The organism is Nocardia sp. NPDC060255 (genome assembly GCF_042727395.1).
Taxonomy (GTDB): domain Bacteria; phylum Actinomycetota; class Actinomycetes; order Mycobacteriales; family Mycobacteriaceae; genus Nocardia.
Map to the genome: position 1 here is coordinate 26,467 of NZ_JBHXAU010000018.1, position 25,747 is coordinate 52,213.

The following is a 25,747-nucleotide window of genomic DNA, read 5'->3' on the forward strand; positions in this document are numbered from 1 at the left end:
CCAACACGCCGTTCGCCAGTGCGCAGAGTGCCGTGTCTCGGCGTCCGCGCGCGGGGACGGTAGCGCGCGAGAGGAGTCAGGATGACCGACCCCGCCGACCTACCCGCCACCGTTCTGCTGGCGGGCTACCGCGATCGGACGCTCGCGCCGGTCGAGGTCATCGATGCGGTGCTGACGCGGATCGAGCAGTGGGAACCGCACCTCAACGCCCTCTATACCCGCTACGCCGAGCAGGCCCGAGCCGAGGCGGTCGCCAGCACCGAGCGCTGGCGGCGCGGCGAACCGGCTGGCGCACTCGACGGCGTCCCGCTCACCGTGAAGGAGAACATCGCCACCGCGGGTTGTCCGACGCCGCTCGGTAGCGCGGCCACGGATCTCGCGCCCGCGGTAGCGAACAGTCCGACCGCCGACCGGATTCGCGAGGCGGCAAGCATCTTGGTCGGCAAGACCACGATGCCCGACTACGGAATGTCGTCCAGCGGTTTGTCGAGTTTCCATGGCATCACCCGCAATCCGTGGAATCTGGCGCGTAATCCGGGCGGCTCGAGCTCCGGCGCGGGCGCGGCGGCCGCGGCAGGCTATGGACCGATCCACTACGGCACCGATATCGGCGGGTCGATCCGGCTGCCCGCGAGCTGGTGTGGCGTGGTCGGCTTCAAGCCGAGCTTCGGGCGCATCCCCGTCGTTCCGCCGTACCTCGGCCGCACCATCGGACCGCTGACCAGGACGGTGGCCGACGCGGCGCTCGCCACGGCGGCGGTGGCGATACCGGACCGGCGTGATCACACCGCCGCTCCGGAACTCCGCACCGATTGGGTCGGCGCGGCCCTGCCGCTCGAGCTGTCCGGCGTCCGGATCGGCCTGATGTCCGAGGCGGGCACCGGGTGGCCGGTGGAGCCGGTGGTCAGCGCGGCGATCAGCGGCGTCGCAGAACTGCTCGAATCCTTGGGCGCTCAGGTCGAAAAGGTCGAGCCGATCATGACCGACGAAATGCTCGCCGGGCTGAACGATTTCTGGCGGGTCCGGCTGTGGTCCGACGTCCGCTCGTTGCCCGCCGCGCGGAGCGAGCGGATCCTGCCGTACATCCACGAATGGATCGCCGGTGCCGAAACATTGACCGGTGCGGCGGTTTTCGACGGCTACTCGCAGTTCGACGCCATGTCGATCGCCGCCGACCGCAGGCTCGACACGGTCGACTTCCTCGTCTCGCCGACCTCCCCGGTCACCGCATGGCCGGTGGAACAGACCGCGCCGGACGGCGACCCGACGCTGCCGTTCCGGCACATCGGATTCACCGTCCCCTTCAACGCGAGCGGGCATCCGGCGATCTCGATGAACTGCGGCCAGGCCGCCGACGGCACCGCGATCGGCGTCCAACTGATCGGCCGCCGTTTCGATGACGTCCGGCTGCTACAGCTGGCCGCGGCCTTCGAGCAGGCGCGACCGGAACAGGCACCCTGGCCGGTCGCGCCGTAGCTCAGCCGGTGACGCTGGGCTGGCCGTTCTCGATGTGGCCACGGAAGTGGCGCTGGTAGGTCGTGTCGATGTCGACGGTCAGCGACAGGTCGTACCAGCCTTTGCCGTAGCTGAGCGCGTTCCAGGTATCGGTGGTGGTTTTCCCGGGTGCGATCTTGTAGGTCCACGGGCCGTCGGTGCGGTAGCTGTTGGCTTTTACCGTGACGACGGCGGCCGCCGTGCCCTTGTTCGTCATCGACAGCTGCAGTTTGTTGTCGGTGGAATAAGAGGCGGTCACTTCGAGCGGGGACGTCGAGGTGCCCGTCATCCGCCAGAGGAAACGGTTCGGGCCGTGAATGGCGATGCCGTATTTCTTGTCGGGATAGCTCTGCACGTTCCAGGTATCGGAGACCGTGGCCCCCGATTTCACGTCGTAGCGCCACGGTCCGTCGGTACGCCCGTCGTTCCGGTAGGCCGCCAATTGAAAATCGGCGGAGCCGGTGTTCCGGAACGTGGTGGTCAGCGCGCCGCCCGCGGCCAGGGTTGCGTTCGCCACGGGGGCGTAGGGCAGGGGACGGGCGGGCCTGGTGCCCGCCTCCTGCTCCGGCGGGTGCTGGCTGCCGGTGGCGGGCGGCGCGGGCCGAGGTAGTTTGCTCTGGGTCGCATCCGCCTGGGCCCGAAGGGCATTGGCGTCGGGCAGCATCGGCACCGTGGTATTGGCCTTGCCGAAATCGAAGCAGCCGGTGAGGTCGCCGCAGATGGATCGGCGCCAGGCGGAGATGTTGGGTTCGTTGACGCCGGTCCACTTCTCCAGGAACCGGATCACCGAGGTGTGGTCGTGCACTTGCGAATTCACCCAGCCGCCGCGGCTCCACGGCGAGATCACCAGCATAGGCACCCGGGGGCCGAGCCCGATCGGCTGGCCGTTGACGTACTCGCCCGGCGTGCCCGGCGGTGCCATCGGCGGCGGCACATGGTCGAAGAAGCCGTCGTTCTCGTCGAAGTTGATCAGCAGGGCGGTCGAGTTCCACAGGTTCTGATTGCCCCACAACGCTTTCAGTACGGCCTGGGTGTAGGCGGCGCCGTCGACCGGGCGGGCGGCCGGGTGCTCGGAGTAGCCGTAGGGGGCAACCACCCAGGAGACCTGGGGGAGGCGGTTACCGGCGCAGTCGGCGATGAAGTCGGCGAGGACGTGCTCGACCTTCTTGCCCTGCCCGGAGTCGGGCTTCCAGTTCCCGGCACCGAATACCTTTGCTCGCGAGGAGAGTTCGGTGTTCTTCGGATCGTGGTAGGCGTCGAACAGCCACAGCGGGTTGTCGCCGTAGTCGCCGACGAAGGGGTGGCCGCCGTCGTCGCCCACCTCGTCGTTGGCGTAGACCTTCCAGCTGATCCCCTTGTCCAGCAGGCGTTCCGGGTAGGTGGTCCAGCGATAGACGGGCTTGTAGTCGGCCGGGTTGCTGATCGCCGGACCGCCGTATTGTCCTGCGGCATCGATGGTTCCGGTCCAGTGATAGAGCCGGTTGGGTGTGGTCGGCCCGAGGACCGAACAGTAGTAGTGGTCGCACACGGTGAACGCGTCCGCGAGCGCGCGATGGAACGGGATGTCGGCCTCGGTGAAATAGCCCATGGCCATCTCGCCTTTCGCCGCGGTCCAGCCGTCGCTCCAGCCGCCGCGCACCGCGCGATGCTGGTCGTCCCAGCCGTGCGGCAGATCGCCGAGGTCCTGGCCGTCCACCACCTTGGTGTCGACGTGGAAGGGCAGCAGGTAGCCGCCGTCGGAGCGGCCCGGATCCGGCTGGTAGTAGACGTTGCGGCCGTCCGCCTTGACCACGACGCTCGCGTCCGCGAGCCCGCGCACCCCGCGCATCGTGCCGAAATAGTGGTCGAACGAGCGGTTCTCCTGCATCAGGATCACCACGTGTTCGACATCGCTCAAAGTGCCCTTGCGGCTCGGCGCCGCGAGGGATTCGGCCATACCGGCGGGCAACAACTGCAGCCCGCCACCCAAGGCCGCCGCGCCGAGCGCCCCACCGATGAATCGCCGCCTTGGAAAACCAGAATCTACGTCGGGCACAGCATTCCTCTCGAGACGACATATAGCTGACGTGCAGAGTGAAAATGTTCGCTTGCTATAACCATCTGCGATGTTTTCGCTCGGAGGCAACTGGGCAATGAACATCCCGCAACTGGGAACCGAACTGGCGGGAGCCAGGCGGTACAGGCAAAATCCCGGTTAATCGCCGACAGACGTGAGAAGAACAGGCCCGCCGCAGGAATCTGCGACGGGCCTGGTCCGCGAGGAGTGAGCTGTGGTTACCCAGTTACCGGGCAGACAGGTAGCTATCGGCGACCTTCGCGAATTCGTCGAGTTTTTCCAGGGTTTCCGATTCGGGGAGCGTCGGCAGGGAGAGGGTGAGCCGCTGCACGCCGGCCTCGGCGTAGGCGTCGAAGATCGCCGGGTCCGGCGCGGCGCCGACTACCGAGATCGGCAGCTCGTTGCCGTCGAGTTCGGCCAGTTGGGCCGGTATGGCGGCGGGGTCGGCGAGGGCGAGCGGGATCCAGCCGACACCGTGCCGGATCGCGCGCTGCGCGGCGGCCGCTCCGCCACCGACGAAGATCGGCAGCGGCTGCTGCACGGGCTTGGGCCAGGCGTAGATCGGGTCGAAATCGATGAAGCGGCCGTGGTATTCGGCGAGGTCCTTGGTCCAGATCTCGCGGATGGCGGCGATCTGCTCGTCGAGCAGCGCGCCGCGAGTGCGCGGATCGGTGCCGTGATTGGCCATCTCCTCGCGATTCCAGCCCGCACCGACGCCGAACAGCAAGCGGCCGTTCGAGATTCGGTCCAGCGTCGCCGCCTGCTTGGCGGTGTGGATGAGGTCGCGCTGGATCAGCAGGGTGACGCCGGTGCCGACGATCAGCGTCTGGGTGACGGCCGCGACGGCGGCGAGGGTGACGAACGGATCTTCCGTGCGGTAATAGAACCGCGGCAGGTCGCCGCCGCCCGGGTAGGGGGTTTCCCGGCTCGCGGGAATATGCGAATGCTCGGCCAGCAGCAGCGACTCGAACCCCCGCTCCTCCAGTGCCACACCGAGCTTCGGACCGCTGATGCCTTCGTCGGTGACGAAGGTGTTGATACCGATCTGCATGTGCTGAGCAACCGGCGACGTACCGCCGGATATTCCGCACCGAGCGGCTGGGCAGTCGGCCGCCCGCCGAGGTTCGGTCAGCGGTCCGGAACCTTTCCCTTGGGCCCTGGTCAGAGGATTCTCAGCGGGATAGCCGTCGGGTGCGATGCGCGAATCCGGTGGCGTCGAAACCAGGACCGTGCCAGGGGGTTTGATGAGTGCGCTGCCGAAGCCGGTGTCCCAGCGGCGAACCTTCGGGCCGGAGCTTTCGGTCATCGACGGGATCGGCGCGATGGTGACCGGGACGCGCCCGCTGACCGTGGTGCTCGCCGATGACCTCGCGGTGGTCCGGGCGGGGCTGCGGTCGCTGCTCACCTCCGTCGACTGGATCACCGTGGTCGCCGAGACGGGCTGCGACGGCGCGCTGCGCGAGGCGGTGCTGAATCGGCCGGATGTGCTGATCCTCGGCCAGTGGCGGCAACCCGAAAGCGGCGCCGTGATCAGCGAATTGGCGCGCTGTGCGCCGGGCGTCGCGGTATTGGTGTTCAGCGTCGCCGAGGACGACGAGTCGGTATTCGCCGCGATCCGGGCGGGCGCGGGCGGTTACCTGCGCAATGCCGCGGACCGCGACGATCTGCTGCACGCGATTTGCGCGGTCTCCGCAGGCTGGGTGGTGCTCAGCCCGCACATCGCAGGCAGGCTCGCCACCATGCTGGCCATCCCGAACCGGCACACCCGCCCCTTTCCGGAGCTGACCACCCGTGAATTCGACGTACTCACCCTGGTCGCCGCGGGACTGCCGAATGCCGCCATCGCGGCCGAACTCACCTTGGCGCCCAAAACAATCAGCAACTACCTGTCCCGCATCTTCACCAAACTGGGCGTCGCCGACCGCGCCAACGCAATCGTTCGCGCCAGGGACGCGGGCCTGGGATGAGTACTCGACCGCCGCGGGCGGCTTTGCCGGCTGTCGGTTGTTCGACCGACATGCGTACCTGCGGTATGTATTCCGGTGTAGAGTTCAACTACTTTCTCGGGTCCCGAAGCGCGGCTCGCTGCGTATTGGTGCCGTCTCTGGAGTTGTGCATGCCGATGAGTAGCGATAAGTCCGATTTGCGCTCGGCGCGCAAACGTTCGCAATACCGGCCGATTACGGCCGCGCCCAGCCCGGGCAGCGGGTCGGGCAAGCTGGAACCGGATCTGGTGTGGCAGTGGGTGAAGTCCATGACGGCCAGTCGGGTCACCGCGCAGCGGCTCGGCGGGGAATTCCCGACGGTGTCGCCGAATGTGATCCAGGCCGCCGTCGCGCAGGCCCGCGCCGAACTACACCCGCTCTTGGCCGACTCGCTCACCGAAATGACCGAATTGCTTGCGCGCGAACGAATCCGGCGCGTGACCCGCGCGGTGAACGGTCGACGGAGCTGAAAAAGCCGCGGGCTCGGCAGGGCAGATCCAGGTCTGCACGGCCGAGCCCGGCTCGGCGTTTCTGGTGGAGTTACATGCTCGCCTTCTTGTAGGCGTCCACCACCTCGGCCGAAATCCGCCCGCGGCTCGATACATCAATACCCTTCTGGCGTGCCCATTCACGGATGACACCCGTCTGCTCCCGCCCGGCCGACGGCTGCGAGCGACTGCTCGTACCGCGCGGCGCGCGACCGACCTTGCGGGCGGTCGGCGTCCACTCCGCGAAAATGCCGCGGAGTTGCTTGGCGTTCAAAGCCGACAGATCCATCTCGTAGGCCACGCCGTCCAAGGTGAAGTGCACTGTTTCTTCGGCCTGGGACTTGCCGTCATAGTCGTCGACCAGTGTCACAACGACCTTGCGTGCCATGGAGTTTCCCCTTCGTAGATGCTCGAATGTGTAGAAGCGACAATCGTAGACCTTCCGAACAACGTGTGGACTTCGCGGTATCCGGGTACGAACAATCGAACTGATAGGAACCTCGCTGTGGCCGACACGCCGACGACCGACGCCGTCCGTAGACACGACCCCGCCGTGCGCGGATTCGTCAGCGACAACAACGCCGGGATACACCCCGAGGTGCTCGCCGCGCTGGCGCTGGCCAACGGCGGTCACCAGATCGCCTACGGTGGGGATGATTACACCGCCCACCTCCAAGGCATCTTCGCCGGGCACTTCGGCGAGCGCGCGACGGCCTATCCGGTTTTCAACGGCACCGGCGCAAATGTCGTCGCGCTGCAGGCACTGCTGCCGCGGTGGGGTGCGGTGATCGCGGCCGAATCCGCGCATATCACCGTGGACGAGTGCGGTGCGCCGGAGAAACTCGCCGGAATCAAGATTCACACCGTGCCGACCCCCGACGGCAAATTGTCCCCTGAACTGATCGACCGCCAGGCTTATGGGTGGGGCGACGAACATCGCGCCCAGCCGCTGGCCGTGTCGATCACGCAGAGCACCGAACTCGGCACCGTGTACACCGCCGACGAGATTCGCGCGATCTGCGAGCACGCCCACGAGCGCGGCATGCTCGTGCACCTCGACGGCTCCCGGCTGGCCAACGCGGCCGCCTCGCTCGGTGTGCCGTTGCGCGAGATCACCACGGACGCCGGGGTGGATGTGCTGTCGTTCGGCGGCACCAAAAATGGTCTGCTGCTTGGTGAGTGCGTCGTGGTGCTCAACCCGGACGCCGTCCGTGACCTCGTCTATCTGCGCAAGATGTCGATGCAGCTGGCCTCCAAGATGCGGTTCGTCTCGGTGCAGTTCGAGGCGCTGCTCGGTGGTGATCTCTGGCTGCGGAGCGCCACGCACGCCAACGCCATGGCCAGGCGGCTCGAGGCGGTCGTACGCGGCATCGATGGGGTGCGGCTGGTGCGTCCGGTCCAGGCCAACGCGGTCTTCGCGATCCTGCCTCGCCCGGTGACCGAGCGGCTGCAGAAGCGGTATCGGTTTTACCTCTGGGACGAGCACACCGGCGAGGTCCGCTGGATGTGTGCGTTCGACACCACCGAGGACGATATCGACGGATTCGCCGAGGCGATCGCCGACGAGATGAGCCGAGGCTGAGCGCTCAGCTAGGGGCGCTCAGCCGCGGGTGGGCGCGACGTCTGCCGGGGCGGTGCGCCGCTGAGCGCGGCTGGGCAACAGGGCGTCCAGCGCGAAGGCGCCGGGACCGAGGATGGCGATGAGGAAGAACGACCAGCAGAACATCACGGCCGCCTCACCGCCATTCTGGATCGGCAAGATACCGCTCTTGAGGTGCACGAACAGGAACGCGTACGCCATCGACCCCGAGCAGAGCAGCGCGGCGATCCTGGTGCCGATGCCGAGCGTGACGAGCCCGCCCGCGACGAGCTGGATCAGCGAGGCCCACCAGCTCGGCCAGCTGCCGATCGCCGCGACATGACCACCGTGCGGCGTGACCGGCCAGCCGAACAGCCCGGAGAGGCCGTGGATGGTGAACGAGAGGCCGACGAGAATACGAAACAAGCCGAGCACGACCGCACCACGACCACCCGGTGCGGGCCCGGCGTTTGCATCGGATGACAACAGATGCATGACACAACCTCGAATCCGGAGGGTTTCGGATGATCGGAAGCGCCACCCGTATTCATGACTACGATCCGCAGTGGTGAATTGTTCAGCAACTGGCGACCGAGGCTATCCTTAGTCAGCGGGGTCCCCACTTGGTTCGCTGCCCTCGGGTACACCCGTGCTGAGGTCTACAGGGGTGGTATCGGCGTCGCTATAGTCGGAAATCGTGCTACATCCGGACTATCCGATCGTTACCGAGCGACTCCTGCTTCGCCCCGCGACCGCGGCGGATACCGACGCCATGTTCGCCTACAAATCGCAACCGGACGTGTGCCGTTATCTGCCGTACGAACCGATGTCACGCGAGGCCGTGGCCGAGCGCATCGCGGGGGTGTGGGGCCGGACCGAACTGACCGAGGTGGGTCAAGGGCTCTATCTGTGTGTCGAGGAGAAGGCGTCCGGCCGGTTGCTCGGCGACGTCGTCCTGTTCTGGCGTAACGCCGAAAACCGTACCGGTGAAATCGGATACGTGTTCTCGCCCGATGCCGTGGGTCATGGCTACGCGACCGAGGCGGCCGGCGTGCTGCTGCGGTTGGGCTTCGAAGAACTGGCGCTGCACCGCATCATCGCAAATCTCGACCCACGCAACCACGCCTCCGCCCGCGTGCTGGAACGGCTCGGGATGCGCCGCGAGGCGCTGCACCTGCAAGACCTGTGGTTCAAGGGCGAGTGGGGCGACACGTTGATCTATGCGATGTTGGAACAGGAATGGCGCGGCCAGAGTGTGCGGCAGCTCGAGTCCGACTCGCTGACAACGTCGGCCGACTGACGCTGCTCGGCTCGCTGGAGCAAGTCGGCCTGGACCGAATCGGTGTCGGGGATCAGCGCCGATGGATCTCGAGCGCGGCGCGGACGCCACTCTCCAGGGCGCCCTCGATCCATGCGGTGTTGAGGCTGGTGTGGTCGCCGGCGAAATGTACTCGGCCTTCGACTGTTCGGGTGGCGCTGTGGTGTTCGTGGAGCTGGCCGGGGGTGGGGATGGCGGCTTCGCCGAGGGCGTAGCGGGCGCGGACCCAGCTCTGGGTGAGGCCGACGCCGGTGAATTCGGAATCGACTTGCGCGCCGAAGAGTTCACGCATGCCGGCCAGGGCGAAGTGGATGCGTTCGCCGTCGGTGAGGGAGTCCCAGCGCATGGCGTCGTCGGCGAACGTATAGGAGGCGAGGACCACGCCGCCGTCGGAGCCCTCGACGTGTGACGGGAAGTAGAGGGATCGGCTCGGCCCGTCGGTCACGCAGCGGCCGCCGCGGAAACCGGTCGGGCCCTGCTCCCAGAAGCGACTCTTGAACTCCAGCAACACCTTTGTGGCCGCGTCATGGTGCAGTTCGATGATGGCGCGGCGCTTGTCGTAGGACAGTGGCGGGTCGAAGGTGCAGAACCGGGCCGCCGTGAGCGGGATGGCCACGAGCGCGTAATCGGCGTCGAAGAATTCGGCCGGTCCGGTCGGTCGACCGTCGGAGGCTTCGTCGCCGGTCTCGCCGGTGGTCCAGATCCGCACCCCGTGCTCGGTCTGTTCCAGGCGGGTCATCCGCTTGCCCATCAGGATGGCCGGTCCGAGTCGCTTGGCCATGGCGTCGGGGAGCGCTGCCATGCCGCCCGCGAGCTCCCAGTAGGTGGCGTCGGACGGGATCATGGTGTGGTCGACGAGCGGGAAGATGACGCTGTGTCGCACTCGGGCGGTGACACTTTCGAGGGTGCCGACGGACTCGATGCGTTCCTTGGGCCAGCCCTGCTCCCTGAGATAGCCGCGCAGAGAATGGTTTTCGTAGGCGGACAGCAGCTCGGTCCAGCCATCGACCCGGCGCTCGATCGACTCGCTTTGCAGCACTTCGGCTTTGCGCAGCGCGGTATCCAGGGCTGCGCTGCTCGAGGTCGTCATCCGGCAGCCGAAGCCCGCATGCACCGCGCCTGGGTTCGCGGTGTATTCGGCTCGGGTGACGGTGGTTCCGTTGACTCTGATCAGGCCGCGCCCGGCCGCGGGTGGCGGCACGTACTGTTGCTTCGGTCCGTTGGACCACTCCTCGCCGGTGCACGAACGGTAGAACACGGGCGGCGTTGGCGGCGTGCGGGTTTCCGTGAGCACGTCGGAGCTGTAGAACGGCCTGCGCCGCACACCGAGCTTGTCCGCGAGCGCCAGCGCCATCGGGTGCACGCTGGACAACCGCATCGCCCCGGCCTCGGCGTAGAGGGCGGGATCGGTGAAGACGCCGCGAAATGTCTTGACCCGCCCGCCCGTTCGATTCCCGTTGGCCTCCAACACGGTCACCTGATGTCCGGCATCGGCGAGCAGATTCGCGGCGCTCAACCCGGCCGGACCGGCCCCGACGACCACGATCTTCTTGCGCTCGGCCGAAGCGGGCAGGCCGGTATCGATGAGGACCTTCAGATACGACAGCGTGCGGTCGGCACCGTTCTCGTCGACCCCCAGTAGCTCTCGGGCAAGCAGTTCACTGCGGTCGCGGGAGTGATCGTCGGTGCTGGCCGGGACGCATCCGGTCGCCGCGATCGCGCCGGAGGCGACGGCACCGGCGGCCAACGTGCCGAGCAAGCGACGCCGAGAAACCCTGCTGTCCGAAATTCCCGTAACCTCCCGAAACGAGGGGCAACGGCCCCACTTCGCCACGACGGGCGCAGACGGTACCCGAATTCTCGAAGCGCACTCGAGAACTCGGGTTACCGGCCGGTGGTGCGGCGATTCGCGCGCGGGGAACGGTGGGTGGCTGCGCCGGGAGTCAGGGCCTGGTCGAGTCCGCGGCGGTCAGGAGCAGGGCGGTGAGCTGGGTGATGATCGCGTCGCGGTTGTTGTCGAACTCCGGACCGGTCAATCCGGCCTCGGGTAGCCCCTCGAGTACCGGGGTGTGAATGTGCCCGCCGGGCAGGCCCGCGCCCGCCACATCACGCAATAGTGTTGCGCGATAGGCGCTTTCGTTGGAGAGGTAGCTGCCACCGCCGCCTGCCCACGCGGTCGAGTCCGCCGGCGGGCCATCGGGCATCGGGACGCCGGGGATGGTGGGGACGCGGCAGTCGGTGATGACAGGCAGTGCGGGGAAGAACGGCAGCAGTGCGGTGTCCACCGAGGTGCGCACCTTGACCGGGAACGGTCCGGGAACGGCCGCCATCTCCGTCAGCGGCAAGGTCGATCGAGTCCACTGCGGTGCGGGACCCGTGGCGGCGGTGTTGGGCACGCTGCCCAGGTAGCAGACGGATTCGTTGTCGGCCTTGCCGCCGCGCCAGGCTCCGTTGTTCTGCTCCAGGTCGAATTCGCCCGGGCTGCCGACGCTGAGCGTGGCGAACAGGTCCACCTGGCCGGCGCCGTCGGTCAGGAACGGTCGCAAGGTCTGTTCGACGACGCCGTTGCCGAAGTCACGCCAGCGGACCGGGAACATCGCGGTGGCGAATTCGACACGGCCCCGGGCGGTTTGGACGACCTTGCCGTTCAACGCCAACGCCGTTGCGCCCGAAGGGTTTCCGCCTCTGATTTCCGAGTCCAACTTGTAGGGGTCGAAACCGGTGATCAGAACATGCCGGGTAGTCGAACGCGGCGTCGAGTAGCTGACGGCATCCTGGCCGCGACCGGTCCGGTCGATCGCCGCGACGATATCGGCGCGTTGCTGTACCGACAACCCGAACGACGGCTGCCACTGCTGCACCGCAGCCACTTCCGCCAGCCGAGCCCAATACAGCGGCCGATCGTCGCTCGCGGACAGCGATCCGCTCGACAGCCTGCCCTGCGCCCGATCCACCGCGTGCCGCCACAGCTTTTTCGCATCGGCGCCGGCCAGCGCAACCGCCGACGGATAATCCGCCGTCGAACAAAGATCCGTCACGAACGACTGCACAAGGTCGGTGAAGCCACCCCCCGCGATCAACTCGGCCGGTTCCGACCGGTTCAAACGTGCTTCCTCCGGACCGAGTTGAATCGACCGATTGATGCATTCGGCGGTGGGAATCCGCACTGTGCCAACGTCATTGACGTCCGGCTCAGCTGTTGCGGGAACACCGATCACGGCCATCGCGGTCAGCGGAACGACAACGGCAACCAGCGCCCTGGCTGACCACGACCTCATCATTCGATTTCCTTCCGATTGGTACAGACACTGAGTGCCAGTCAGGCTAGAGCCGGCCAGCCGCTGCCACAAGCCACCACCCCCCACTCGGCCACCCCCGCAGGTATCTCCAGGATCTGCACTCTGTCTCGGGATCGGCACTCGGAATAGGGCCCTAAAGCCAGTGCAGGTCCCGAGAGAGTGCGCAGATTCTGGTTTCAGCTTGGTGGTGGGCGATGCCGCAGGCTGCCGAACCCCCGCTCGGCCACCGCCGCAGGCGCCCAGGCTGATTCAGAGTCCTAACGGATGAGATGACAGCCATTCGGCATGCCGGGAGCGCAGGTGATCGCGCTCCTCGGTGGTGCTCAGGATGACGTCGGCTCCGCCGTCGTAAGGATGGTAGATCCGCTGTAGTGCGATATCGGTGATCAGTACCCCGGCGATGATGTCGTCCGCGACGGTCCGCAGCAATTCATCGAGACAGCCACGCTCCCAGGGCGTTTGGCTGACGTACAAGTGCGTGTACGTGAGGTGCTCGGGATCAGGCTCTGAGCAGACGGATGTCCAGTACTCGGCTGATCCCGGGTGCCAGCGCGCAGCCTCGTGCGGAGGCGAGGGCGGAAGCGGGGTGTCGGACCAGTCCACTGTGATCACATAGACGACTGCGCCACTGAACAGCTCGTCCAAGACGGTGTTGTACCGGTCCAGCACGATCGCATACTGGTCCTCGGTATCGGCATACCGCTTGGAACCCGGCAAGCTGTGAAAACGCACCCACAGCTCCGGATAAGCGTGCCTCAACCACTCGGCGATCGGCGGCCCCGCCACCCAACGCTCACCCCAGCGCCGCAGCAAATCATCTCCACCCACCAGTCCACGCTATCCCGCAGCCTTGCCCGGCGCACCACCACAAAGATCCACAGCAATCTCCATGGCCATGAAGACGTCGTCAAGTCACGAACCGCTGCGGGTATCGGCGCACCGCAGGCGGCGTCGCGGTGCTGCGGCCAGGGAAGATCGGCGTCGCGGTTCGGTGGGCGTGATCGACTGGGGCCGAATGGAACTGGGATGGCGGGTGGCGGTCAGGCCGGGTCGTTGACGAGGTGGTGGTAGGCGGTGTCGAGGGGGATGTCGACGGCGAACCAGGCTGCGGGGCGGTCGTCGTCGCGGGGGCACCAGGCGGAGGCGATGCAGAGCCGGGCCACTTCCGAGGTGGACAGGCCGGGGAGGTGCCAGGCGAGTCGGGCCGGATCTGTGTAGCGCACACCGTATTCGGTGGTGCTGTCGTCGTTGCTCGCGCGCAGTGGGCGGGCCCAGCTGGTGGGCATCAGCCTGCCGTCGGCGGCCTGCATGGCGAGCAGTTCGGTATCGGGGCCGCCGATCGACACCATGAAGTCCGTGTTCTCCACGCTGACGGCGGCGAGGCATTCGCCGGAGTCCCGGCCGCCGTAGGCATCGACGGGAATGTCGGTCAGCTCCGCCGAGATGATCAGTGCCGGCACCTTAGCGCGCGCCTGCACCTGCCAGATGCCTGCCCAGATCGGCACCGGCGCACCGCCGTCCCAAGCCGGTTCGTCGACGCTGCCGATCAGCAGATCGACCGTCGCGCTGCGATGCCGCCACCGGTGCAGATACGAGCCATTCGGCAAGCACCACAGGGTATCCGGCTCGGCAGGTAGTACGTCCGTGCCGAGCGCGACGGAGAACCCGATGGTGCCCAGCGGCGTGTCGATCACCGCTGGGCGACGATCTGCCTGAGCCAGATGGTCGGTGGGAAGCATCCGCCCATCATGCAGGTTGGTGGTCAGCGGGGGAGGGCTGCGGGTCTCATCGGGCCGTTGGCAGTATCGATACCGTGCTCAGATGACGATGACCCGGCGCCCGCGCGTGTGACCGGCATGGCTGTCGATGTGCGCCGCCGCGGCGTCGGCGAGCGAGTACGACTTCTCGACCGGGATGTGCAGCTTTCCCTGTGCGATGAGGTCGGCCGCCTCGGCGAGCGCGGCAGGCACGCTCCCGGCGACGCCGGAAAATCGGACTCCGAATTGCGGTGCACCGAGATCGGCGATGGAGATCACCCGCTGCGGATCGCCGGTCAGTTCGACGAGTTCGGGGATCACCCCCGAGCCGGCCAGATCCAGCGCCGCGTCGACCGGGCCGAACTGCCGCACCCGCTCGACCCAGCCCGCGCCGTATGTCGTGGCGACGGCACCCAAGCTCCGGAGATAATCCTGGTTCGCGGCACCGGCCGTGCCGATCACCGTGATGCCGCGCTCGCGGGCGATCTGCAGCACCGCCGAGCCGACCCCACCGGACGCTCCGCTGACCAGCAGCGTCTGCCCGGCCTGTACACCGACCTCACGGATGACGCGCAGTGCGGTCTCCACCACGGACGGATAACCGGCCGCCTCGTCGAACGACAACTCCTCGGGCATCAGTGCCCACGCCGACAGCACGGCGAACTCGGCATAGGTGTTCGAGCCCTCGCCGAACACGTTGTCGCCGACCGCAATCCCGTCGACTCCCGCGCCGACCTCGTCCACCACCCCGGCCGCGTCGATCCCGACTCCGGCGGGCAGCTCGAGCGGATGGGCTTGCAGTTTCTGGCCTTCCCGGACGCGCCAGTCGACGGGGTTCACGCCCGCCGCCCGCACGGCGATGCGCACCTGACCTGGTCCCGCGTGCGGCTCCTCGGCGTCTTCGAGTCGCAGCACGTCCGGACCGCCGAACTCGGCGAAGCTCACTCTCTTCATGCGATCGAACATAACACTAACGGTTAGTATTTAACAACGGTTAGTTTTTCCTACCTGATAGCCTTAGCGGATGACCGAGCCGCTCGGACGCCGTGAGCGTAAAAAGGCCGCGACCCGCCAGAAGATCGCCGACACCGCCTTATCCCTGTTCCTGGAACAGGGATACGACGCGGTCGGCATTCGCGAGATCGCCGCCGCGGCGGACGTGGCCGTCACCACGCTCTTCTCGCACTTCGCCGCCAAAGAGGCGCTGATCTTCGAGCAGGACGAGGACTTCGAGCGACGCCTCGCGCAGGCGGTCGCCGACCGCGCGCCAGATGAACCGCTCATTCTCGCGCTGCGCCGCGAGATCCACGCCATGGTGCGACATTGCGCGTCCGACGGTGCCGCCCCGATCTGGCGGATGATCGACGAATCACCGGACCTGCGGGCGTATGAGGAGTCGATGCGGCTGCGTCACGCGGAGTCGCTGGCGGCGGCTATCGCCGCGGATCCTGAACTGCCGCAAAGCGAGACAGCCTGTCGGACAATCGCGCGGTTCGTCGTCGACGCCCATTCGCTGGCCCGCGAGGCGGCCGACCCGGACGCCGCGGTCGACGAGATATTCCAGATGATCGAGGCGGCCTGGGAGGTCGCCAGCGCTTCTCGACATGCCCGAGGAGCCGGGGCCGATCGGACGGTTGCGGGTCGCTGACCGCTCGAGCGTCAGGCCCGCGGTGACTAGCGGGCCGAATCTGCCGTGGCCAGTGCGGCATCCAGGAACCGCCGGACCGAGCGTGGCGGTGGCGGAGTGCGCCGCCAGCCGAGGTAGAGGGTGGAGTCCGGGATGTCGGGCAGTTCGCGATAGACCACATCGGGGTGGGGCGCACGGTGTTCGGCGATGGCGGGCACCGCGCCGATGCCGCGGTCGGCGGCGACGAGTTCGATCCATTCGTCGAAGTTGCCGCAGGTGACGATCTCGCGGTCCGGATCGGGATCGGGCCAGCAGTCGGGAGTTGTTGTGCCCGATTGGGTATTGACGACCAGCGGGTGATGGGCGAGGTCGGCCCAGCGCAGACCCGTGGCGTGCGCCAGCTCCGAGCGTGTGGATACCGCCAGTACTCGCTGTTCGGTGCCGATGCGACGCCAGGTGATCGCGGCGGTGGGCTGATTGAAATTGCGGGCGACGGCGATATCGATGGTGCCCTGATGCAGCGCCGCGGCGGGATTGTCGTTGCGGTGCATGGTGATCTGGCCGCCGAGTTCTTCATAGCGAGCGCGGGTGGCGGCGAACCAGTCGCTGGGCAACAGCCACGCGAAACCGACCCGGACTTGGCTGCGTGTGCGCATCTCAGCTTGCAGCTCATGCACCTCGGTCAGGATGCCGCGGCTGCGCTGCAGGAAGAGCTCACCGTTGGCGGTGAGTTCGAGCTTGCGGGAGGGGCGGGCGACCAGGTCGCATTCGAGGATCCGCTCGAGGTCTTGGATCGTGCGGGTCAGCGACGGTTGGGTGATGTGTAAGCGGGCTGCGGCGCGGGTGTAGGTGCCTTCCTCGCACAGCGTGACGAACGCGGTGAGGTGACGCAGCTGCAAGTCCATAGTTTCAGCGTATACCGCATGCTGAGCAAGCATTTTACGGCCGGTTCGGACGGTCGTAGCGTGAGCGGGGTCCCTCGACATTCAGGAAGTGCAGCGATGTTCGATTTCCGATCTCTGACCGTCCCCGTGGTCAGCGCTCCGATGGCCGGTGGGCCCTCGACTCCGGAATTGGTGGCCGCGGTGTCGTCGGCCGACGGGTTCGGGTTCCTGGCCACCGGTTACGCCGCCGCGGCGAAGGTGCGCGAAGACATCGCCGAGCTGCGGCACCATTCCGGCGCGGCGTTCGGCATCAACGTGTTTGTGCCCGAGGTGATTTCGGTGGAGCGGCCGTCGCTCGACGCCTATCGTGCGTTGCTGGCCGAGCGTGCCGCCCGATTCGACGCATCGCTTCCCGATGAGATCCCTTTCAGTGATGACGATTTCGACGCCAAGGTCGAGCTGGCGATCACCGACTCGGTGCCCGTGGTGTCCTTCACCTTCGGTGTTCCCTCCCAGGACGTGATCGCTCGGCTGCACAAGCACGACATCTGCGTTGTCATCACCGTCACCACGATCGCCGAGGCGCGGCTCGCCGCCGATGCCGGTGCGGACGTGCTGTGCGTGCAGGGGCCCGAAGCCGGTGGGCACCGCAGCACCTTCCATATCGCGGATACTCCGGAGGAGGTGCCACTGGATCAGCTTCTGGCACAGGTGCGCGCGGTGACCGAGTTGCCGTTGCTCGCCGCGGGCGGCATCGCCACCGCGGAACGCGCGGTCACGATGCTGACACTGGGCGCAGTAGCCGTACAGGTGGGCACACTGCTGCTGCGCACCCCGGAAGCCGGGACCAAGCCCGCGCACAAAGGCGCCTTGGCCGACCCGCAGTTCACCGAAACCGTGCTCACCCGTGCGTTTTCCGGCCGCCCGGCCCGTGCGCTACGGAACTCGTTCATCGACGAGTTCGCCGCCGCCGCACCTCCGGCCTACCCGTACGTCAACACCCTCACCACCGCGTTACGCAAGGCCGCCGCAGCCGATCCGCACTCCCTGAACCTGTGGGCCGGAACGGGTTACCGCCACGCAAGCACCGAACCCGCTGCCGTCGTGGTCTCCCGGCTCGGCACGCGGATCGCCGAACTGCGTGGCGTACCAGCACATTCCGCGCTGTGGGCCAGTGAATAGGACCACCCGCTACGGTGCGATCGCGTTCTCCGACGCCACCGCCGCACGGCAGCGCGCCACGGGAAGCATCAATTGGTACGGACACCAGATGGCCGACGGCGAAAACTTAGGCTTACCAGAGGAACTCGATGGACCGACTGCGGCACTCGTCGGCGCGACCGACTCGTTCTTCATCGCCACGGTGACCCCGTCGGGCTGGCCTTACCTCCAGCATCGCGGCGGGCCACCGGGTTTCGTTCACGTCCTGAACCCTGCGACGATCGCGCTCGGCGACTACTCCGGAAACCAGCAGTTCGTCACCCTCGGCAACCTCGACCACGACAACCGGGTCGCATTGTTTTTCATCGACTACCCGACCCGCACCCGCGTCAAGGTGTTCGGCCGCGTCGAAATCATCGAGCGCGCAGCCGATCCCGAACTCATCGACCGGCTGCTCACGACCTCGGATGGCGTCGTGCGTACCCGCTGTGATCGTGCGTTCGTGATCCACGTCGAGGCGCTGGATCACAACTGCCTCAAGAACATTCCGGTCAAATACAGCAGCGAGCGGATGGCCGAATCCCTGCGCCTGGCCCGCGCCCCGCTCACCGACGAGATCGAAGAGCTGCGCCGACGCAATCACGAACTCGAACAGCAACTCGCCAGTCTGCAAGGAAAGTAAGACGCCGAAAGCCTTACGGGGATCGGCCGGATCACCAGCATCGACTCCGTCGCCACGATCATCGCCGACACGGTCCGGTCTATCGATAGCCGCGTTTGAGCAGGAACTTGGCTCCGACTTTGAAGCCTGCGGGGCTGGGCAATGCGAAGTCGAAGGCGTCGGCGAGGTGATTCGTGATGTCGAACGCGGCGCAGACTGCCAGCGCGTCCTTGACCTGTTGGGGTGTGACGCCTGCGGACAGCACTTCGCGCATGTCCTCGGCGCCAACGGTTCCCGTCCTGGTCAGCGTGCCGAGCATCCGCAGTGTTGCCCGCAGGCCGCCCTCGATGGGGGCCGAGTCCACGTCGGCGAGCACTGCTCGGACCTTCGCCTCGTCCCCGTAGGCCTGCCCCGCTGTCGCGGTGTGTGCGCCGACGCAGAACGCGCAGTCGTTGACCTGCGACACGACCGCGGCCATCAACTCGCGATCGCCCACCGACCAGTCGGAAGGTCCGCGCATTGCCGCGTGGGTGAACTTCTTCGCGGCGGCACCGTAGAAGTCGGGCCGGTAGAAGACGAGCTTCGCGGCGTCGGGTAGCGGATGTCCGGAGAACACCCGGATGATCGTGAACAGGATCTTGGTTCCAGGGCGGTATCCGTGGTCGAGAATGTCGAGTCGCATCAGCCGACCTCGCCGATCGCGGTGGCCAAGGCCGCCAAACCCGCGTCGTACAGCCGGGCGGACCGGCCGACCGCGGCGGATACCACCACCTCGAACAGTTGGTCCTCGCTGAAGCCGGCGGACTCGGCGGCGGCGAAGTCCGCGTCGGTGAGTTGAGTAGGTTTTGTGACGACCTTGTCGATCAGTGTGCGCAAGGGCGGGGGAACGTCCGTGTTGTGGAAGGCGGCGGCGCGCTGGTCCGCAGTCGCCGTGCCCCGTCCGTGTAGGACGCGGTCCACCAAAGCACGGTGCGCTGCTTGCTTTTCGTCCTTATCCGGCACAGCTCTCCTCCACTTCGGATACGTCCCTGTGCCTACGATAGGCGTCCCGATCGGGCGCGCTCAGGGTTTATCGGTGAGGTAGGAGCGGAACTCGTCGGTGCGGTCTTGGGCGTTCTCGGCCAGCCAGGCGGCCGCTTCTTCGTAGGGCATGGGGTTGCCTTCGTCGTCCAGGACGACGAGTTCCGCCAAATGGCGTGGCTCGTGGGCGACGACCGGTTCGTCGGCCTCGTTTGTCGGGTCGTCGGGTAATTCCTCCGTCATGCTCGCCTCCGGGTTGTATTCGGCGCGGTGGTCGGAATTGATTCTGACACCCGGCGACCCCGCCAGATACTGAACAATTAATGCTTCAGATTTGCCGGGAACGTCGGCACGGATTATTCGGCTGGGGGAGTGGTTGTTTCGTGTAGCGAGCGCCACAGATATCCGTGGTCGGTGTTGAGCAGGATCGCCGTGACCAGGCGACGGCTGCGGATATCGCCCTGTAGGTTCTCGGCGGTGAAGCGCACGGTGAGGAGGCTGCCGCTCTGTGCGATCTCCTCGATGCCGGTGATCTCGATGGTGAATCCCGGCTGTGCGTTGCGCGCGGACCATACCCCGGCCAGCAGCGTGTCCCGGTCGATGACCTGTCCGACCGTGGTGACCGAGGAGAACTCGTCGTGCAGCGCGTTGGCGAACCGGTCGAACACCTTGGGCGGCGCGTTCGAACCCATCCATTCGGCCAGGTCCGAGTGCAGGGCCTCGATCACGTCGGCCAGGTCGGGGTGTGCAGGCATAGCGGCAATCTCGATCTCGGTCGGCATGGTCGGCCCGTGCCGAAGATCATATCCAGCGTACGGATGCAGTCGTGGCCGAAGATACCGTACCCGGGCGAAATAGCCAGTCCACCAATAGGATCGTCGAGGTGGTGGGAGATGAAGCGAAGAAGGCAATGACCAACCGGCGGGCCGCGATAGTCGGCACCGCGGCGGCCGTCGCGGGTGTCGGGATAGGGGTGGCCGCCGGAAGGATCACCGAGGCGGACGCGTCGACCGTGGACAGCCCGTTCACGGTGGTCGATCGTCGTGGCAAGCAGCGTTTCCTGCTGGCGACGCGGAAGCCACCGATCATCCTCGGCGGCAAGACGTATCCCGAGGAGACACGGGGCGGTCCGGACGACGGCACGTACCTGATCTTCAACGACGACAACGGCGACGAGAAGGGCGGCATCGTCGCTCTGAGCGAGATTGCCGTCGGCGGACAGCAATCCCGCTCATCTATCGAATATCAAGCGGTGCAGTTCTTTTGGGCGTCGGTGCGGACCTTGCGACCGGTGAACTCCTGGAGAATGGAGATGTTCTCCGGGGCATAATTCTTCTCGGTGATCTTATCGGCGTTCGGGCCGCCGACCGTGCCGGTGTACGGCGCGGACTTCTCCAACCAGTAGGCGGTGCGCAGGAATTCGGTCAACACCCAGTCGCGCAGCTTGGGCTCGTTCTTGATCTTCGCCCAGTAATCGGGGTGCTTGTCCTTGGCCACCCGCAAGTACAGCAGCAGGTAGCGGAGGTTGGTCGCGGCGATATCCCTGGCATTGCTCGCGCCGATGCCCTTGATGTACTCCTGCACCACGGTGACCGCGGGCAGGCCCATCAGGCCCGCGTTCAATTCCGCTGTCACGCCCTGTAAGTGATAGTCGCCCTGCTCTTGATCGCGCAGATAGATGCCGTCCATGTCGTCACTGAGCTTGTCCTTGATCAACGGCAGGATTTCCCTGCGCGGGAAACCGGCGTACAGCGGGATGTTCGTCATTTGCTGCGTGGCGTTGATCCACGAGGCGGTGTACTTGTCCCACTCGGTGCGTGACCCGTCGAGGTCCCACATGTGGGTTTCCTCGTGGATGGCCACCATCATCGACTCGGCGAACGCCTCGAAACTGCCCGTTTCCACGAACTGATTCCAGTACTGATCCTTGGCCTGGGCGATCGCCAATTTCTGCCCACTCGGCCAACGCCGCTGGTACATGGCCTGCAGGGTGGGCATCCAGTTCGACTTGTTGAACCGGGCTTTGAGGTCGCTGATATCGGCCTGCGGGGTGGACGGTTCCTCGTAACAGAAGGGCGCGGCGTCGGCGGCCTGGGTGCTGGCGGGGGCTGCCACCGCGACGGAGCCCGGCCCGAGGGACAGGACTAAACAGGCGGTGACAATGGGTAAGAGGCGTTTGCGATTCATGAGGTTCTCACTTCGGACTGGGCATGCGGGGGCGCTGAACAGTCGGACGAACCCATTACCGCCGGCGCTGGGAACTTTCCCATTACTCGCCGCGAGCGGTCGCCGCAGGGTAGAGCCGAACGATAACCGAGAACTGTTGCGCGAGAGGATGTCCCAGTCGACGGCTACGGGGTACGCCGCCATTTCCTGAACAACTGTTTGAATAGTGACATGAAAGACATCGACGGCCTCTCCCCAGTAGAAGTGGGGATAATTGAAAGGATTATCTATTGAAATATAGATAGTCGTGCGGTTGCGTCCAGACAGCCGAGCTGCCATCCTCGTACCCATGATCACCTACGGAAAGGGCGTCCTGCGCCCGGGCTGTTGAGCCCCCGCGAGGCCACCTTCGTGGCCCACGCACTCTCTCTCGCCGCTCTGCACGGTCCCGGCCCCTGGCCGCGCGACGGGTATCCGCTACCGGACGAAGAGCCCCGCAAGACAGACGAATTCGTCTTTCCCAGCGTCGTCTACGACGGTGTCAGCACCCACCACTTCGGGACCGAATCACAGCCGGTCGCCGAACTGGCCGACCGAATCATCCGGCATCTCGACGATCCGGCCTACCTGCTCGGGGTGTTCGCCGCAGTGCAGGCCGTGCGCGTCGCCGATGATCTGGTGGGCGAGTTGCTATCCCGACCGGTGCCGCGCGAAAAACTGCGTACGGCAGGCAGATTCGTTGCGGAGAACGCCACCCGACGCGAGGTCGCCAAACTCGGCATCGTGCTGCTCGGCGTGAGCGGCGACGAACGGGACCGCGAACTGCTGCAACTACTGGGGACCCTCGACGAGTTCGCGCTCTTCGCCGTCGTCGCGCTGATGAACACCCAACCCGACAGGCAGCGTGCGGTTTTCGAGCTGGCACAGCGTCTCGACGGATGGGGCCGCATTCACGCGGTCGAGCGACTGAAAGGCTGCGTCGACCCGGACATCAAAGCCTGGCTGCTGCGCAGCGGTTTCCGCAACGGCGTGATGAACGAATACCTCGCCCACCTCGCCGCCACGACCGGCGGTCTCTACGAAGCCCTGCTCGAACCCGAGGTCGACGACACCTTGCTCGCCGGCGCGGCGGGCATCCTGCAAGCACTCGCGATCGGCGGCCCCGCAGAAGACATGCACGACTACGACGACGCAGTACCCGCCATGCACCGGTTCGCCGAACTCGTCGCCATGGCCGAACCCCACCTCGACCTGCTCGATGCGGCGCTCACCCTCGAAAGACTGGCTCGCGACGACGATTTCGACTGGCCCGACGGCGAGCCTGCTCGGCTGCGAGCCCGGTATACGGCCTTGCTCGCGCAACCCAGATGGCGCGATGTGGTGCTGCGTGAACTCGTTCCACGCGGCGAAGACGCCGAGTCGCGGTCCTATACGGTCGCCACCGCGCTGTCCTGTGCGGGACGACTCGGCATGGACGCACTGCCACATGCGCTGGCGCACTTGCGTATTGATCGTTACAACGCCTACATCTGGCAGTGGGCGATGCGCCATGCCGACGAGGTCTCTGTCGAGCAAGTCGTAGACCTCGCCGAAGAGCTCCTTCCACTCGACGAGTTGGCGTCGGGCCCGTCCGAATCACGGGGTCTCGGCCGCGATTACGGGGCGGACCGGGCACTCGAGATCATCGTGGTGAATGTGCGCCGGCACCCCGGCCTCGGTCAGCGGCTGCTGCCGGTGGCCCTCACCAACCGAGTCGTCGGATGCCGCAGATCCGCCCTCACCACCCTCGACGCCTGGCCACCCGAGACTCGCCCAGCCGCTACCCACGATTGGATCGAGGCGGCGGCGGCATGCGAGCCCAACACCGAACTCCGCGAGAGCATGCTGGCGTTCCTCGCGACGTGAAGCAGCTCCGGTGTCGGCACACACGTGTCGTCAAGCGCTACGGTGGCTTGGTGAATTTCGGAGATGGGGGCTCGGTGATTGATCAGCGTCCACTGACCGGCTGGAGCCGGACTGCGTCGACGGTCGCGCGGGTGTTGTCCACGCCTGATATCGATCTGGTGGCGAAGAGCGTACGGGAGGCGGGGCCGCGCGGGGTTATCGCGCGCGGCCTCGGCCGCAGCTACGGCGATCCGGCGCAGAACGGTGGCGGGCTCGTCGTCGATATGACGGTGTTCGACCGTGTGCACAGCATCGATCCGGATAGCGGTGTGGTCGATGTCGATGCGGGGATCAGCCTCGACGCGCTGATGCGGGCGGTGCTGCCATCGGGACTGTGGGTTCCGGTGTTGCCCGGTACCCGGCAGGTGACGGTCGGTGGCGCGATCGCCTCCGACATCCACGGCAAGAACCATCACTCCCACGGCAGCTTCGGCAATCACGTGCTGTCGATGGAGCTGTTGACCGCCGACGGGTCGGTGCGCACGATCGCACCGGAAGGTGTTGATGCGGAACTGTTCTGGGCCACCGTCGGCGGAATGGGGCTGACCGGGATCATCATTCGGGCCCGGGTGCGGATGAAGCACACCGAGACCGCGTATTTCATCGTGGACAGCGACCGCACCCGCAACCTCGACGAGACAATGGAACTGCTGACCGGCGGCTCGGACGAGGGCTACGAATACTCGGTCGCGGTGCCCGACACGATCAGCACCGGTACGAAACTGGGCCGGGCCGGGTTCAGCCGCGGGAACCTTGCCAAACTCGATGAGTTGCCGGTCAAGCTTCGCGGCAATCCGCTGCATTTCAGTGCGCCGCAACTGTTTACCGTCCCCGACATCTTCCCGGGCGGCATGGTCAACAATCTGACCACGCGGCTCGGCGGTGAGGTCACTCATCGGACCTTCGCGAAGGGCGGGCGGGGTCTGATCCAGAACATCACCCAGTTCCTTCATCCGCTGGATCTGCTCGGCGAGTGGAACCGGGGTTACGGTCGCCGCGGCTTCATGCAGTACCAGTTCTCGATGCCGTTCGGTGCCGAGCAGCAGCTCGCCGACGCGGTGCGAGCCATCGCGCACTCAGGACACCGATCGTTCCTGAACGTGTTCAAGCGCATGGGCCCTGGCAACCAGGCACCGCTGTCCTGGCCGCACCCAGGTTTCATGCTCAGCCTGGACTTCCCACTCAAACCGGGGCTCGGCGAGTTCTGCGCCGAACTCGATCAGCGCGTCCTCGCCGCGGGCGGACGTCTGTACTTCGCGAAGGATTCACGGACGACGCCCGAAATGGTCCGGGCGATGTATCCGCGCCTCGACGAATGGCGCCGGGTTCGCGACGCCATCGACCCGGAGCGGGTGTTCGTCTCCGACTTGGCCCGCCGCCTCCGCCTCGTCAGCGACGAGTTCGCCATCCGTTGATCCCACGCCGGGCGAGGCAGCACGCATACCCCTCGCCCGGACGGGCGGATTATGGGTGCCCTGAACCGCTTTCGAGGAATTCGCGGATGAAGCAGAGTGGGCAGATCGGGTCGAACGGGGCGGTGACCGGAGCCGTTGTCGTCGGTTCCTGCGGCGCCGCGGGAGTGGCTGCGGCGAGTGCGGGCTGCAGAGCGATCGCCAGAGAGATAGCTCCGGCGGCAACAAGATTCAGCATGGGACGGTTCATAGAGATCCTCCACGTTGATGATCGAGCCGTGAGGGTAGCAAGGGTCGCCGCGGTCATGGCCCAGTTCGGACCTACCCGAGCGCGTGCTCCTCGACGGGTGTGCTCAGGTTCGTGCCGTTGAGGTCCAGGTACAGCGAGCGTTCGGTGATCGACAGGGTTGCGGTGTTGCGGCGGTCGATCGCGGCGACGGCGGCATCGATGAAGTCGCGATCGAAGCTGTAGAGGGGGATGGCTTCGGCGCGGTGGATGCGCTTGCCCGCGAGCTGGGCCAGGACCTTGGCCGGGTCGCGGTGGGTGTAGACGGCGGCGCGGCCGGCCAGCTTGCTGCCGCGGTGCAGGCGTTCCGCGTCGGGGGCGCCGACCTCGATCCAGGCGGTGAGGCGGCCGGTGAGGTCGCGGACCAGGACCGCGGGCTCGTCGGTGGACGAGATGCCGCCCTCGCTGAACGCGATGCCCTCCTGGTATTCGAGGCAGTAGGCCAGCAGGCGGGTCACCATGAACTCGGCGGTCTCGGACGGGTGGCGCGCTACCCGCAACTCCAGGTCCTGGTAGACGTCGCGGTCGACGTCGGCCAGTTGGACGGCGAAGTTGTGCAGTGTTGCGGGAAGGGCCATAAGGCCAGGAGCTTAGGCGAACCTCGCCGCTG

Annotated in this window: 27 protein-coding genes; 11 read left to right on the forward strand and 16 right to left on the reverse strand. The window is 66.4% G+C overall.

The window, feature by feature from the left end:
* Positions 1–81: 81 nt before the first annotated feature.
* Positions 82–1,476 carry an amidase gene (locus tag ACFWF1_RS28660; RefSeq protein WP_379288460.1) on the forward strand — a complete coding sequence of 465 codons (1,395 nt, stop codon included), beginning with the start codon at positions 82–84 and terminating at the stop codon, positions 1,474–1,476.
* 1 nt (position 1,477) lies between these two features.
* On the opposite strand, the gene ACFWF1_RS28665 is transcribed toward ACFWF1_RS28660, so the two are convergent.
* Positions 1,478–3,529, reverse strand: a complete 2,052-nt coding sequence (locus tag ACFWF1_RS28665) for a phosphocholine-specific phospholipase C (RefSeq protein ID WP_379288458.1) — start codon at positions 3,527–3,529, stop codon at positions 1,478–1,480.
* 247 nt (positions 3,530–3,776) lie between these two features.
* Positions 3,777–4,601, reverse strand: a complete 825-nt coding sequence (locus ACFWF1_RS28670) for an LLM class F420-dependent oxidoreductase (protein WP_379288456.1) — start codon at positions 4,599–4,601, stop codon at positions 3,777–3,779.
* A gap of 193 nt (positions 4,602–4,794) precedes the next feature.
* Here ACFWF1_RS28670 and ACFWF1_RS28675 point away from each other — a divergent pair, with 193 nt between their 5' ends.
* Positions 4,795–5,517 carry a LuxR C-terminal-related transcriptional regulator gene (locus ACFWF1_RS28675; protein ID WP_379288454.1) on the forward strand — a complete coding sequence of 241 codons (723 nt, stop codon included), beginning with the start codon at positions 4,795–4,797 and terminating at the stop codon, positions 5,515–5,517.
* A 155-nt stretch (positions 5,518–5,672) separates the two neighbouring features.
* Positions 5,673–6,005, forward strand: coding sequence for a hypothetical protein (locus ACFWF1_RS28680; protein ID WP_379288452.1), 333 nt, complete (start codon positions 5,673–5,675; stop codon positions 6,003–6,005).
* A 70-nt stretch (positions 6,006–6,075) separates the two neighbouring features.
* Here the strand turns inward: ACFWF1_RS28680 and ACFWF1_RS28685 are convergent, their stop codons facing one another.
* Complete coding sequence (locus ACFWF1_RS28685; protein WP_357390205.1) at positions 6,076–6,411, reverse strand: Lsr2 family protein; 336 nt, start codon at positions 6,409–6,411, stop codon at positions 6,076–6,078.
* A 117-nt stretch (positions 6,412–6,528) separates the two neighbouring features.
* On the opposite strand from ACFWF1_RS28685, the gene ACFWF1_RS28690 reads away from it, so the two are divergent.
* Positions 6,529–7,605: a threonine aldolase family protein gene (locus ACFWF1_RS28690; RefSeq protein ID WP_379288450.1), complete on the forward strand. Its 1,077-nt coding sequence runs from the start codon at positions 6,529–6,531 to the stop codon at positions 7,603–7,605.
* Between the two features lie 18 nt (positions 7,606–7,623).
* On the opposite strand, the gene ACFWF1_RS28695 is transcribed toward ACFWF1_RS28690, so the two are convergent.
* A complete protein-coding gene (locus ACFWF1_RS28695) occupies positions 7,624–8,097 on the reverse strand; it encodes a DoxX family protein (RefSeq protein ID WP_379288448.1) in 474 nt (157 codons plus the stop codon).
* A gap of 202 nt (positions 8,098–8,299) precedes the next feature.
* Here ACFWF1_RS28695 and ACFWF1_RS28700 point away from each other — a divergent pair, with 202 nt between their 5' ends.
* Positions 8,300–8,902 carry a GNAT family N-acetyltransferase gene (locus tag ACFWF1_RS28700; RefSeq protein ID WP_379288446.1) on the forward strand — a complete coding sequence of 201 codons (603 nt, stop codon included), beginning with the start codon at positions 8,300–8,302 and terminating at the stop codon, positions 8,900–8,902.
* Between the two features lie 52 nt (positions 8,903–8,954).
* Here ACFWF1_RS28700 and ACFWF1_RS28705 read toward each other — a convergent pair whose 3' ends face one another.
* The 5 genes from ACFWF1_RS28705 to ACFWF1_RS28725 form a co-directional block, all read right to left on the reverse strand.
* Positions 8,955–10,679 (reverse strand): FAD-dependent oxidoreductase, encoded by a 1,725-nt coding sequence (locus ACFWF1_RS28705; protein ID WP_379288444.1) that lies wholly within the window; start codon positions 10,677–10,679, stop codon positions 8,955–8,957.
* 184 nt (positions 10,680–10,863) lie between these two features.
* Positions 10,864–12,198, reverse strand: a complete 1,335-nt coding sequence (locus ACFWF1_RS28710) for a hypothetical protein (RefSeq protein ID WP_379288443.1) — start codon at positions 12,196–12,198, stop codon at positions 10,864–10,866.
* 270 nt (positions 12,199–12,468) lie between these two features.
* A complete protein-coding gene (locus tag ACFWF1_RS28715; protein WP_379288441.1) occupies positions 12,469–13,047 on the reverse strand; it encodes a hypothetical protein in 579 nt (192 codons plus the stop codon).
* Positions 13,048–13,259: 212 nt separating this feature from the next.
* Positions 13,260–13,958 (reverse strand): hypothetical protein, encoded by a 699-nt coding sequence (locus tag ACFWF1_RS28720; protein ID WP_379288439.1) that lies wholly within the window; start codon positions 13,956–13,958, stop codon positions 13,260–13,262.
* A gap of 78 nt (positions 13,959–14,036) precedes the next feature.
* Entirely contained in the window at positions 14,037–14,930 is an 894-nt protein-coding gene (locus tag ACFWF1_RS28725; protein WP_379288437.1) for an NADP-dependent oxidoreductase, read from the reverse strand.
* Between the two features lie 70 nt (positions 14,931–15,000).
* Between ACFWF1_RS28725 and ACFWF1_RS28730 the strand changes: the two genes are divergently transcribed.
* Positions 15,001–15,624 (forward strand): TetR/AcrR family transcriptional regulator, encoded by a 624-nt coding sequence (locus tag ACFWF1_RS28730; RefSeq protein ID WP_379288436.1) that lies wholly within the window; start codon positions 15,001–15,003, stop codon positions 15,622–15,624.
* Positions 15,625–15,650: 26 nt separating this feature from the next.
* On the opposite strand, the gene ACFWF1_RS28735 is transcribed toward ACFWF1_RS28730, so the two are convergent.
* Positions 15,651–16,508 carry a LysR family transcriptional regulator gene (locus tag ACFWF1_RS28735; RefSeq protein ID WP_379288434.1) on the reverse strand — a complete coding sequence of 286 codons (858 nt, stop codon included), beginning with the start codon at positions 16,506–16,508 and terminating at the stop codon, positions 15,651–15,653.
* A 96-nt stretch (positions 16,509–16,604) separates the two neighbouring features.
* Here ACFWF1_RS28735 and ACFWF1_RS28740 point away from each other — a divergent pair, with 96 nt between their 5' ends.
* Together ACFWF1_RS28740 and ACFWF1_RS28745 are read left to right on the forward strand one after the other, a co-directional pair.
* A complete protein-coding gene (locus ACFWF1_RS28740) occupies positions 16,605–17,669 on the forward strand; it encodes an NAD(P)H-dependent flavin oxidoreductase (RefSeq protein WP_379288432.1) in 1,065 nt (354 codons plus the stop codon).
* A complete protein-coding gene (locus tag ACFWF1_RS28745) occupies positions 17,662–18,330 on the forward strand; it encodes a pyridoxamine 5'-phosphate oxidase family protein (protein ID WP_379288431.1) in 669 nt (222 codons plus the stop codon). The genes ACFWF1_RS28740 and ACFWF1_RS28745 overlap by 8 nt, the downstream gene beginning before the upstream one ends.
* Positions 18,331–18,409: 79 nt before the next feature.
* Here the strand turns inward: ACFWF1_RS28745 and ACFWF1_RS28750 are convergent, their stop codons facing one another.
* The 4 genes from ACFWF1_RS28750 to ACFWF1_RS28765 all read right to left on the reverse strand — a co-directional run bounded on the left by ACFWF1_RS28750 (position 18,410) and on the right by ACFWF1_RS28765 (position 20,084).
* Positions 18,410–18,991 (reverse strand): carboxymuconolactone decarboxylase family protein, encoded by a 582-nt coding sequence (locus ACFWF1_RS28750; protein ID WP_379288429.1) that lies wholly within the window; start codon positions 18,989–18,991, stop codon positions 18,410–18,412.
* Positions 18,991–19,311 (reverse strand): hypothetical protein, encoded by a 321-nt coding sequence (locus ACFWF1_RS28755; RefSeq protein WP_379288427.1) that lies wholly within the window; start codon positions 19,309–19,311, stop codon positions 18,991–18,993. Before ACFWF1_RS28755 ends, ACFWF1_RS28750 begins: the two co-directional genes overlap by 1 nt.
* Positions 19,312–19,371: 60 nt before the next feature.
* A complete protein-coding gene (locus ACFWF1_RS28760) occupies positions 19,372–19,572 on the reverse strand; it encodes a hypothetical protein (protein ID WP_379288425.1) in 201 nt (66 codons plus the stop codon).
* 113 nt (positions 19,573–19,685) lie between these two features.
* A complete protein-coding gene (locus ACFWF1_RS28765) occupies positions 19,686–20,084 on the reverse strand; it encodes a hypothetical protein (protein ID WP_379288423.1) in 399 nt (132 codons plus the stop codon).
* A 128-nt stretch (positions 20,085–20,212) separates the two neighbouring features.
* On the opposite strand from ACFWF1_RS28765, the gene ACFWF1_RS28770 reads away from it, so the two are divergent.
* Positions 20,213–20,659: a hypothetical protein gene (locus tag ACFWF1_RS28770; protein WP_379288422.1), complete on the forward strand. Its 447-nt coding sequence runs from the start codon at positions 20,213–20,215 to the stop codon at positions 20,657–20,659.
* Here ACFWF1_RS28770 and ACFWF1_RS28775 read toward each other — a convergent pair.
* Positions 20,575–21,516, reverse strand: coding sequence for a hypothetical protein (locus ACFWF1_RS28775; RefSeq protein ID WP_379288420.1), 942 nt, complete (start codon positions 21,514–21,516; stop codon positions 20,575–20,577). The two genes, ACFWF1_RS28770 and ACFWF1_RS28775, sit on opposite strands and share 85 nt — an antisense overlap.
* A 390-nt stretch (positions 21,517–21,906) precedes the next feature.
* Between ACFWF1_RS28775 and ACFWF1_RS28780 the strand changes: the two genes are divergently transcribed.
* The gene (locus ACFWF1_RS28780; RefSeq protein WP_379288418.1) at positions 21,907–23,400 is read left to right on the forward strand and encodes a hypothetical protein; all 1,494 of its coding nucleotides are present in this window, start codon (positions 21,907–21,909) and stop codon (positions 23,398–23,400) included.
* 50 nt (positions 23,401–23,450) lie between these two features.
* Entirely contained in the window at positions 23,451–24,854 is a 1,404-nt protein-coding gene (locus tag ACFWF1_RS28785; protein WP_379288417.1) for an FAD-binding protein, read from the forward strand.
* Between the two features lie 318 nt (positions 24,855–25,172).
* Here the strand turns inward: ACFWF1_RS28785 and ACFWF1_RS28790 are convergent, their stop codons facing one another.
* A complete protein-coding gene (locus ACFWF1_RS28790) occupies positions 25,173–25,715 on the reverse strand; it encodes a YaeQ family protein (protein WP_379288415.1) in 543 nt (180 codons plus the stop codon).
* Positions 25,716–25,747: the final 32 nt, after the last annotated feature.